11 protein-coding genes are annotated in these 10,725 nt (G+C 38.6%); 1 reads left to right on the top strand and 10 read right to left on the bottom strand.

Features of this window, described 5'->3' with window-relative positions; genetic code table 11:
* Positions 1-205 precede the first annotated feature (205 nt).
* The 6 genes from M3183_RS02845 to flgM form a co-directional block, all read right to left on the bottom strand.
* Positions 206-1,108, bottom strand: coding sequence for a hypothetical protein (locus tag M3183_RS02845; RefSeq protein ID WP_251466211.1), 903 nt, complete (start codon positions 1,106-1,108; stop codon positions 206-208).
* Between the two features lie 246 nt (positions 1,109-1,354).
* Positions 1,355-1,981, bottom strand: a complete 627-nt coding sequence (locus M3183_RS02840) for a flagellar brake protein (protein WP_251466209.1) — start codon at positions 1,979-1,981, stop codon at positions 1,355-1,357.
* Between the two features lie 451 nt (positions 1,982-2,432).
* Positions 2,433-3,341, bottom strand: a complete 909-nt coding sequence (flgL, locus tag M3183_RS02835) for a flagellar hook-associated protein FlgL (protein ID WP_251466207.1) — start codon at positions 3,339-3,341, stop codon at positions 2,433-2,435.
* A 10-nt stretch (positions 3,342-3,351) separates the two neighbouring features.
* Complete coding sequence (gene flgK, locus M3183_RS02830) at positions 3,352-4,809, bottom strand: flagellar hook-associated protein FlgK (protein WP_251466206.1); 1,458 nt, start codon at positions 4,807-4,809, stop codon at positions 3,352-3,354.
* A gap of 15 nt (positions 4,810-4,824) precedes the next feature.
* Positions 4,825-5,310 (bottom strand): flagellar protein FlgN, encoded by a 486-nt coding sequence (locus M3183_RS02825; RefSeq protein WP_251466204.1) that lies wholly within the window; start codon positions 5,308-5,310, stop codon positions 4,825-4,827.
* Between the two features lie 11 nt (positions 5,311-5,321).
* Positions 5,322-5,603 (bottom strand): flagellar biosynthesis anti-sigma factor FlgM, encoded by a 282-nt coding sequence (gene flgM / locus M3183_RS02820; protein WP_251466201.1) that lies wholly within the window; start codon positions 5,601-5,603, stop codon positions 5,322-5,324.
* A 458-nt stretch (positions 5,604-6,061) separates the two neighbouring features.
* On the opposite strand from flgM, the gene M3183_RS02815 reads away from it, so the two are divergent.
* Positions 6,062-6,451, top strand: a complete 390-nt coding sequence (locus tag M3183_RS02815; protein WP_251466199.1) for a hypothetical protein — start codon at positions 6,062-6,064, stop codon at positions 6,449-6,451.
* Between the two features lie 60 nt (positions 6,452-6,511).
* Here M3183_RS02815 and M3183_RS02810 read toward each other — a convergent pair whose 3' ends face one another.
* From M3183_RS02810 to M3183_RS02795, 4 genes are all read right to left on the bottom strand, one after another.
* Positions 6,512-7,087: a DUF6470 family protein gene (locus tag M3183_RS02810; protein WP_251466197.1), complete on the bottom strand. Its 576-nt coding sequence runs from the start codon at positions 7,085-7,087 to the stop codon at positions 6,512-6,514.
* 15 nt (positions 7,088-7,102) lie between these two features.
* Positions 7,103-7,450 carry a flagellar protein FlaG gene (gene flaG / locus M3183_RS02805; RefSeq protein ID WP_251466195.1) on the bottom strand — a complete coding sequence of 116 codons (348 nt, stop codon included), beginning with the start codon at positions 7,448-7,450 and terminating at the stop codon, positions 7,103-7,105.
* Between the two features lie 71 nt (positions 7,451-7,521).
* Positions 7,522-9,669 carry a methyl-accepting chemotaxis protein gene (locus M3183_RS02800; protein ID WP_251466193.1) on the bottom strand — a complete coding sequence of 716 codons (2,148 nt, stop codon included), beginning with the start codon at positions 9,667-9,669 and terminating at the stop codon, positions 7,522-7,524.
* Between the two features lie 230 nt (positions 9,670-9,899).
* Complete coding sequence (locus tag M3183_RS02795) at positions 9,900-10,631, bottom strand: EAL domain-containing protein (protein ID WP_251466191.1); 732 nt, start codon at positions 10,629-10,631, stop codon at positions 9,900-9,902.
* Positions 10,632-10,725: the final 94 nt, after the last annotated feature.

The raw sequence follows: 10,725 nt of genomic DNA, 5'->3' as shown, positions 1-10,725 counted from the left end.
GAACTTACTGTCTTAACATAACGGTTCTTAGATAGTGTTGCGATGTCTTTCTCTGTAAACAGTTTTTTACTCATAATTCTCCGTCTCCATGTATATCTCTATGTTGTTCTTTAAATTATACAAAAAAATACCCTATAGAAAGAGCACTTTTTTAAAGTGTCTATACTATAGGGTACATTTTAATCTGGAATAACCTTTCTATAGCTTAACTTCCTACTTGAAGAACAACCCCGAAACTATCAATAATATAGTTCAGTCTTTGATTGTAGGATTTCAAATTTTGAATTTTGGCCGCGTCACCTAATTGATTAAAGGCCATAATTTCTTTTGCTAGTTTTGACACTTCTATTTGCAGATCATCATTGCGCTTTTTCTCCATGATTAATTGCTGCTCCAACTTCTGCATTCTTTCACGGGTTGCTTCCTTCTCTGATGTCATTTCTGACTTCATAGTTTCTACTTTTTTTGCAGCATCCTGATTTTGAAGTGCCATATTGGTTAATAGAAGCAAACTTTTTAGCAATTCATTCAGCTGGATACCTGGTAGTTTTTCAACATTTGTGATTAAACCTGATAAAAGGTCTAGTAAATCTTCATTCTTTGAAGACTCCTGATGTGTTGACTGAAGCTCCTTAGGCAGGTCAGGGATTACTTCAGTTGAGATGACCGGAATTCTCTCCTTGGAAATCGTTGTAATACGGCCAGACTTCGGTTCTGATGTCTGTTTTTTATTCATTGCTTTCATAGTAGAATAATATTTATAATTGACAGATTGATAGCCACGGTCAAGGAGCTGAGCAGCCTCCTCCAATATTTCAGTTATGTTTAATGCTCCTTCTTCCTGACGCTCAGAAATATACTGAAACATGAATTCGATTTCATTCTTAGTCCACTTACGATTAATTTTTTTGCTGTCTTCTGCTGTGTCCATACCACTGTCTGATTGTTTCAAACTCTTCATCATCAAAAAGTTATAATAATAAGGCAGAGTCCCGCTCCTAAGATTATTGTTTGTTTCTAATTCTTGGATAAACTCTTCTTCTGATTGTTGAATTTGATGATTGAGGATTGCGTCTTTCATCTGAAATAATGCAGATTTCAGGCCCATAGCCGAAACCTCCTTTTCGTATAGTAAACTTTTATCTATAATTTCTTTTGATATTTTTCGTTCCTTAGTTACTACATGATTCGCATCAATAAAAATTTTTGTGGGTGTTTTTTAAAATAATTATATGGTAACTCTTCCATTATAAGTTAATTATAAAGGATTTATGAAAAATAGCAAACACTTTTGTGCTTTATTACGAATTTTATAATAAAATAAAAATCCCTCTTTAATAAAAAAGGGATTTTGTCATCGAACGTTATTTGGGGATTGCCTAACCATCCGCATTTGTCTTTGTTTTTGAAAACAGAATTGGACAATCTTTGATTCGTCCTTTCGATCTAAAACAGTAAATTTCATCGCTGCATGTTTGACTTCATCGTCCGGCTGCAAGATTCGTTTGATTACTCCTTTAAAAGAGATGGGATCAACATCCGGGATATACATGGTCCCCGATACTTCATTTCCGACACTCAAGGTCAGATCTACGTTACAAGAGAATAACATCCCGCCTGCGCTGATATTGACTGTATGTAATTCCATATCTTCAATTTTGATACGAAGATTCGTTTCTACACGGAAATTTTCTCTTAATTGAATCTTGGAAATATCTTGTTCAAGCGGTTTAGTAATCCGATATAATAGGATTTTATCTTCCAATCTTCCTAAAATATTGGCTTTAAACTGGTATTTATTTTCACCCGACAAAAATGATACGTCTATTTCCGTACCTGCCGGAAACCGGCCAATGGTATCCCCAGTCAAGGGGTGGCTGATACGAATTTCATCTTGAGTTACATCTGCAACGATTGAATAACATGTTACATTTTCACCAGGTATTTCAATAATAATTTTCTGATTGACTTTAGGATACATGCTTTTCACCTGATTTCTTTTAGTCTGCTATTCTTTAAGACAAACTGTGTTAAAGCAGGCTGTTGATTTTCGCTCCACAAGGAAGTCTTCGTCAGCATAAGCATCGCACGACTAAAAGCGATAGCTTTTAGAAGGAGGCACAAGCGGTTCGCGGGCGTCCCGTGGAGCCTCCTCGGCGCTAACGCCTGCGGGGTCTCCCCTGGCACGTACTCCCGCAGGACACTGAAATCCTTCCTTGAATCAGCCCGCGCACGAAGAAAATGCGTTAGCATTTACGAGGAGTCTTCGTGCCTTCTGCTACAATCAACAGGTTATAAAAATACAAGACCGTTCTTTAACACCGTCTATAAAAAATGAACTACACGTTTCATGCAGTCCAAAGATGAATAAGTTAGACAGTAAAATCCATTTTAATGATAAACATCTAGGTCATCTGCTTAGTTTTCAACTATTAACGTAAGAAGTCGACTAATGAAGGCTGGATAATTCTAGCTCCCACCGATAATGCGGCCCGCTGTACATTTTCTTGTTCTTTTAGATCAATAATGACCTTTGATAAATCCGCATCCTCTTCATTCGACAACATGGTTGTGGTGGAAAGCTCCAGTCCGTCAATACGCGACATGCTTAATTCCATCCGGTTCATACGGGCACCTAATTCGGAACGTTCCTTTAGGAGATTGTCCAACTGGGCGTCCAGCTTGTCCAAATGATTGTCAGAAGTCGGGCTTTGCGAATTAAAATCGGCCGCAATATCTGACAGCACTTTAAAGATGCCGCCATTGCCATCATTATTAAAAACATTTTTGCCTAGTACATTTATTTGTACCTGATTATTCTGCCCTACCTGAAGTTCAAGTTTTTCATTATTATTGTTTCTAAATGCCTTCGTTGAATTTGCAGCAGCAGGATCTGTCCGGTATGGAGGATTCTTTACGTCTGTTCCAGCAAAAAGATATCGCCCAGCCATCTGAGTATTCGAGATTTCCCCTAAATGCTCTTTCAGCTGATCAATTTCCGCTGCAATAGCTGAACGTGAACTCTCGTCATTCGTCCCGTTTAACCCTTCAACAGTAAGCTCCCTGACACGCTGCAGAACAGAAGTCACTTCATCTAAAGCCTCATCAGTGGCTGTCATCCAGGACATGCCGTCATCCGCATTTTTTTTAAACTGCCCGATTTCATTTAAGGATGAGCGGTAATACATACTGCGCACAGCTATTACCGGATCATCTGAAGGCTTATTAATCTTTTTCCCTGAAGAAAATTGATTTTGATAATTCTCCATAGCTTTATTGCTTTTATTTAAATTAAACAGGAAGTTTTGGTTTAACATACTTTGTGTGACACGATTACTCATTTTAAATCACCTACAATCCTACCCGGCCCATGCCGTTAATCACTTTATCCAAACATTGGTCCATTGTGGTAACCATTCTTGCAGCAGCATTATAGGCCTGTTGGTATTTAATCATATTAGCCATTTCTTCATCTAAGGAAACACCGGAAATCGATTGGCGGCGGTTTTCCACCTGGTTGATGATTACCTCAGAATTACTTTGCATTCTCTGCGCTTCCTGTGAATCAATCCCAACCTGACCAATGATATTGCGATAATAATCACTCAATGTGGAAGTGGTGCCATTAAATGACACGTTTCCATCTGATTTGATATTTGCAATCGCTTGGGCATTTTGACCGTTGCCTGATGAAGAACTATTGCTGCCTGCTTCTTCTTTTGCTGCAGCAATCAAATCAAGCGACCCCAAAATGTCTGAACTGACGGCAAGGTCTTTCGCATTGGTTCCTGAGAAAAATGAAATATTTGCAGCCGAATCCATTTCAATGGTTCCATTGTTATTTTTTATGTAAAAACCTTCTTTATGAACTTGGTTGACCTGTTCTGCAAAATTTTTAGCCAAAAGGTCAAGTTTTTCCTTTATGTCTGGAATGGTCCCGCCATCCGTTGTACCGAATGACTCTATTCTTCCTAATAATTCTCCTGATTGTAATTGAATCTGTTTTCCATTAATGGTCACACCAGAAACAAACTCCGAATCCCCGTTTTTACCAAAACTTACATTTAACGATTCTGCCTTTATTCCTGAAACTAGTGATTCGCCCGCAGCCGATACATCGATCATGCCGTTTCCCGATGGAGAAACATTGACATTGACGATTTTCGATAACTGGTCAACCAGCAAGTCCCGCTGGTCATATAAATCATTAGGTTCATAATTATTAGCCACAAGTCGGGAAATTTGCGCATTCAAACTGGAAATTTGTGATCCTATTGAATTTACTTCATTTTGCTTTGTCTGAATGACAAGCTTTAGGTCATCCTGAACTTGATTTAAAGAATCTGCCATATAATTAAACGTTTCAGCAACAGCGATTCCTTTTTGTCTCACTACTGCCCGAGCAGAGGCACTGTCAGGATTTTTGGAAAGGTCATCCCATCCTGCCCAGAACTCATCCATCACATGGGCCAAGCCATTATCGGAAGGTTCATTCATCAGTTCTTCTACCTTACTCAACGTATCACTTTTTGCTTCCCAGTATCCGATATTTTTATTTTCGCCGCGGTATTGAACATCCAGGTAATCTTCTCTCAGCCGTTCAATTTTGTTGACGTCCACACCAGTGCCTAATTGAAATGATGACATTCCCGGGTTTGATATAGGGTTGGTTGCCTGCATATTTGCCCGCTGCCGTGTATAGCCTGCTGTATTGGCATTTGCAATATTTTGTCCGGTGGTAGAAAGAGCTGTCTGCTGGGCAAATAGTGCTCTTTTACCGACCTCTATCCCATGAAAGGTTGATGTCATAGTATCCCCTGCTTTTTATATTTTCGCATCTAATAGATTAGCATAACGCTTTGCCGAATTCGGTCCATAGCCGATGACCGGTTCTCTTTGCACGAACAGCCCCATTGAATATTGAATATAGGACAGTGATGCTTGTATCAATTGCTGGTTGCTTTCATTTAATCCCGCAATCTCTTGAATTTGTGTTCTGAGTTGTTTCGCTAAACTATTCAACTTATTTTTCATCACAGTATCATGCAGCAGTCCAATCAATTCCTCCAGTGTATAGGAACTCCCTGTATATCCATGCTGCATCATACAGGCTTGAACCTGATGACTTCTTTGTTCTTCAAGCTTTTGAATTTCATCCGCACAGTTTGTTTCAAGATGAATCAAACGTTCGAGACCTTGAATATTTCCTTCAACAAGAATATGCCGCTTCTCTTCGGCAAGGTCGAGCGCTTTAGAATGCGCGGCAATCATAGACTCTAATGTTTGAATCACTTTTTCTATCAATTTCATATCCTCGTCTCCTACTTAGAGATCCCTTTCCAAAAATCAAACAATTTGTCGGCAACTTTATTGCTGTCTACCTGATAAGTGCCATCCGCAATCTGCTGTTTTAATTCCTGAACACGTGCTTGACGACCCGTTTGACCTGACATCATGGCCTGTGAAATTTCCCGGCCGCGCGATGATATTTCTACACTGGCTGAAGATGATGTTTTTTCCGCCCGTTTTGTTTGTATATGATTAGACCGATTCTGTTGTTTTTGGTAAGAATATAATCCATAATTTGTATCATTGATCCGCATAAAAGTCCCCCCTGTTCCTTACTTATTATTATCGTCACAAAATAGATATAGTTTAGTTTTGACAGCGATAAAAATCATTTTGATTGTTCGTCCATTATGTTACTTTTATTTTATCAAAAAAGAGCAGGGTTTTCATTATAAATTTTGATAATAAAAAACAGTGTAGATTTCTTTAAAAGGTCCTGTAAATTGATATAGGATGTTTTACTTTTAATCAAAACACATATTTGTATAAGACCAATAAAATGGCATAGTTATTTTCCATAGACACTAATTATGGTACTCCAAAAACACCTGTCAACATGAATGTCATTCCATCTGCCGTTTTTCATGTGTTTCTATTACTTTTCCATTTGTAATTCGCTGTTGTGGTAAAATAAGGGAAATTATTTGAACTTATCCATTTTTCAAACGGGTCTTTGAATGGAAAAATTCGTATGTTTGTGAGGTGGCGTAGGATGTTTTATAAAAACAAATTAGAGATACTAACACTAAAGAATATTGAATTGGAGATGAATAAAGGAAATTTCCATCAAGAGTTTATTAAAGATATTACCGATAAGCTAAATAACAGAATAAAAGAATACGGTGAGCAAGATTTTCAAAAATGGCTAAGTAATTTGCATTATCAGCTTCCTGAAGAATTTCAAAATGAAGATATCACACTACGAACCTATACTAAGTGCCAGCATTGGATAGAGAAGGAAGTAAAAAGGCTGGAAATGGAAACAAAATTATCGTGGGAAATTCAGAGTGAAGATCTTATTGGAGCAGATGAAAGAGTAAGAAAAACACAATTGGTTATTAGACACAGACTTTCAGAAGTAGTTTTGGGGCTGCTTGTCTAAAGTTAGTTTTTATATAGAAGAAAAGCGGGGGATGGACCCCCCGCTGGTTGAAGTTTCACTTTATGTTTGCTGATTAATATGTAGTCCGACGAAATCAATCTCCAGCTGCTGTTTTTGGCGGAGATAGACTTCGGTCCTGCCTGGTTGATACTGATGAATCGGTTTATTAATTTTGGAATCAATTTCAGCTCCGCCCTGTTTCCAGTTAATATGCACTTCTGTCGGTTTGAAATGAATTTTAACAGATCCATAACTTGGGATATAGGTAATATTAAAATCAGCTGGTGGAGGGTTTCCCTTTTGGGCGGCTATTTCCGCAAATGCATCTGATTTATTCTCGATTGCGCCAAGCTGGTTCCCTTCTTCGGCAATTTCACCAATTGCCTCAAGTCCTATCTGTTTAGAATAATCAACGAAGTCTTGAGTTAAGACCGGAAGACTTTTATATCCCAGCTGATTCCATGCTTCATCCTGATCAATCTCCAGTTGAGCTGGCTTTCGATCTACTGTCATCTCCGCCGGAATTTGTTTAATTGATAAGTCCGCAGGCTGCTGATGAATTTCCTGCACTGGCTGAATGGTCCGCAGTCCTATCTGTGCATAGGTTTGATGTAATCGGATTTGAGGAAGCTGCATTCTATCACTCTATTCTTATGCCTTTTTATCTACTAATAAGCCAAGATAATCTGTCATCGCTGCGTACATATCCAGAAGTTTCTTTGGCGGAATTTCTTTAATGACTTCATTGGTTGTATCATCCACTATCGATACATAATATTTTTGCAAACCATCATGAAACTGAAATTTTAAATGTGTATTCGATTCTTTCAAAAAGTCATTCATACTTTCAATGACTTTTTCCGTCTTTTCCTTAGATAATTCCTGCTGCTTTGGTTCATCCTGCTTTTCCGCTGTTATTTCTTTTACTTTTGGCACCGGGTCTACTTGTTTCACTTGAAAATCCGGTGATGGCGTTTGGTTGGTTACCTTCTCCAGCATTTCCATTCCCCCTCGTATTCGTTGTATATATTATCGGAAAAATGGGGGAATGGTTTAGAAAATAAAACCATTTATTTTAATTTCTCAACCTGTCCATTTACCTCTAAAATAGCCTGTGCCACTTCATCGGCTTCCTTCGTTTCGGTTTCAATATCAGTATAGAGGCTTTCTGTTTGACTTAAAACATTTTGTGCTTCCATAGCTATTTCTTCTCCATATTTTGCTTGATCACTGGCCGCAATTGCTATTTCTTGAACACTTTCCTTAATCGTATTGACATTACGTACAATCTCCTCGGCTGTTATCGACTGTTCTTTCGTTGCATTCGTAACAGAATTCGATTGGCTGGTGACATTTGCAACCGCTGAAACAATGGCACGTCCCCCTTCCACTTCTTCGGCAGTGGCAAGTTTGATTTGCTGGACCTGATCATTAATATGGATAATCCCAGTCACGATTTCTTCTGCCGTGATGGCCTCTTCTTTTGTGGACTGATTCATTTCCAAAGCCTGCTTTTTCACATTTCCTACAGCTTTTGTAATAAACTCACTATTTTTGGTCTGTTCTTCAGTAGTTGCGGCAATTTGATTCATTTGATAGGTTACCTGTGCAATGCCTTCGGTAATTTTTTTTATCGCTAGATTGGTTTTGCCGGCTAATTGATTGCCGATTTCCACCTTATTAGCCCCTTCTTTAATTGAAGTGATGGCTTCCACCGTTTCACCTTGTATGCCTTTTATAAGACCAGCAATTTCTTTTGTTGCGGCTGCAGACCTTTCCGCTAATTTACGCACTTCTTCTGCCACTACCGCAAATCCTTTTCCATGATCCCCAGCACGCGCCGCTTCAATGGCTGCATTTAAGGCCAAAAGATTGGTCTGTTCCGCAATATCATCAATGACCTCAATAATGGTGCCAATTTCTTCAGAACTTTTGCCAAGACCCTCCATCACATTGCTTGCCATCATAATGACTTGAGATATTTCTTCCATTCCATTCAACGTTTCTTCTAAGGAATTTGCCCCTTCCAGTGCATCTTTCTTAACGGCGTTACTCAATTCATTGGCAATTTGTGAACTATCAGCCACCTGCTTGATGGATATAAGCATTTCCTCAATGGCTTCTGCCGTTTGTTCAGAAGTGGTAGTCAAACTAATAGACCGCTCGCTCACACCTTTAATAGACTTACTCATTTCTTCAATCGCTGCCGAGATTTGCTCGACACCTGCTCCGACATTCTCCGTGTTCCCTGCTACCTGTTCAAGAGATGCGAGCATTTCCTGAATCGCGGAAGATGTTTCTTCGGCTGCAGCGGCAAGTTCAACTGAACTTCCCGCTACCAAATTAATCGATGCCCCCATTTCTTCAATCGCCGCGGATACTTCATCTACATTAGATGACGTGGAGTTGGTATTTCCCGCAACCTGCTGGATGGAAGCAACCAGTTCACTAATGGAATCATTCGCCTTATTCATGGAAGTATCCAATTCTTTAGCACTTCCCGCCGTACGATCAATTGACTTTTTGATTTCGGTCACAGATGTGGTCGTGACGGAAACATTCTTGATCACCTCATGAACAGAACGGCGGATGGTTTTGGTAATGAAAAATGCTGCCAACAGGCCAAATAAAAGAGCAATCCCAGATATGATTACTATTTCTTTTGTTGATTGGCCGGCACTTTGTTCAGCATCATCAATTGAATTATGAGTATATTTATGGACGTTTTCTGTAAAATCATTGAGAGAAATAACAGTCTTTTCACCAAGTTGTGCTAGATCTTTTAGTTCCGGCTCCACTTGATTATAATTGTTTGTTTTGGATACATCATAAAGATCCGGCAGGGCCGCTGCATATTGTTCAAAGTTTTTGTCGAACTCTCCCAGTAATTTTTTATTTTCCGCAGGCAGCCAAAGCTGGTTTATGGATTTAATATTTTTTCTAACCTTGGCAATTTCCCCGTCGACCACCTGAGCCATTTTCTCTTTTTCATCCAGATTTTTCTCATAGGCATGTTTCTCCACATATAAACGAATCCGGGTGAATTCTTCTTTTACGTTTCCGATCAATTCCGTCTTTGGTACCTGTGTTTTACCAATAAAAGCGACATTTTCTTTTTCATGATTTAAATTTTTATAGGAAACGATTGAAATGACCACTAATAGTAATAGAATGAAAATATAACTTCCCCATAGTTTGCTGCTCATTGACGTTCTCACCTTATCTTCTCCCTCCATATAAGAAATGCGCAAGCGCCTTGATTAGCCCCGACAAGCAAATGTTCTTCGACTCTAAAAGTCTGTTTTTTGACTTTTAGAGTCGAAGGTTATTTGACCTCGAGGGGCTAGGCGCTAGAGCTGGACAATTCTCTAAATCAAAACTTATAAGTCTTAAACTAGAAAAACCCCCAAAGGATCTTTAGGAGCTTTTGGACAAAACCTTTTTAAAATTACTGTAAAATCCATTCATGTAAAATCGGCTTTGGTTCATCTAACAGAAATCCTTGACACAAAGGGATTCCTAAATATTTTGCAGTGGCAAGATCGGCATTGATTTCGATTCCTTCCAGAATGATTTTTGAATTTGTTGCCTGGGTATAGGTTAATAATGATTTGATCATCTCTTGCTTTAAGGAAGATTTTGATAGATTGTTGGAAAAATAACGATCTAGTTTTATGTATTCCGGCTGGATTTCAATGATCATACTTAGTGATGACCAGCCTTTTCCAATATCATCAATGGCTATCTGGAACCCGTAATCCTTTAACAATTTAATTCTTTTCTTTAATAATGCAATATTTTCCACCTTTTCCGACTCGATTAATTCAAAGATCATTTTATTTTTGTAATCTGGCGGGAGTTTTTTCACCAGCTTTCCCATAAATAATGGGAAATCCGGATGCATAATAGTAGAAGGAAATAAATTTATGAATAATTTTTCTCTAGAAGTGGTGACTTGGATGTATGTATAAAGTAATTTCAAAATCGATTTTATTTCCAGCTCGAAAAGTCTTTTCACCGACTTGGCTTCCATAAAGATTTGTTCAGGATTGCCATGCTTTGACCGCAGTAATATCTCTATGCCGACCTTATCCCACGCTCCTGTACTGTATATTCCTTGGCCATAATGTGAAAACTCTTCCAAATCAATCATTTGGTGAATGGCATTTGTGGTGATCATTCTTTCTCCTTTCCTCAACCATAGTTTCCATTGACATCCATCTTCGAGTCACTTGACAAAACCAATCTCTTTTTATTTACTTTAGCACTTTCGC

Source organism: Neobacillus mesonae, from assembly GCF_023715155.1.
GTDB classification, from domain to species: domain Bacteria; phylum Bacillota; class Bacilli; order Bacillales; family Cytobacillaceae; genus Neobacillus; species Neobacillus mesonae_A.
Note: the sequence above shows the minus strand (reverse complement) of the source record. Positions and strands in the feature narration are given on the sequence as shown.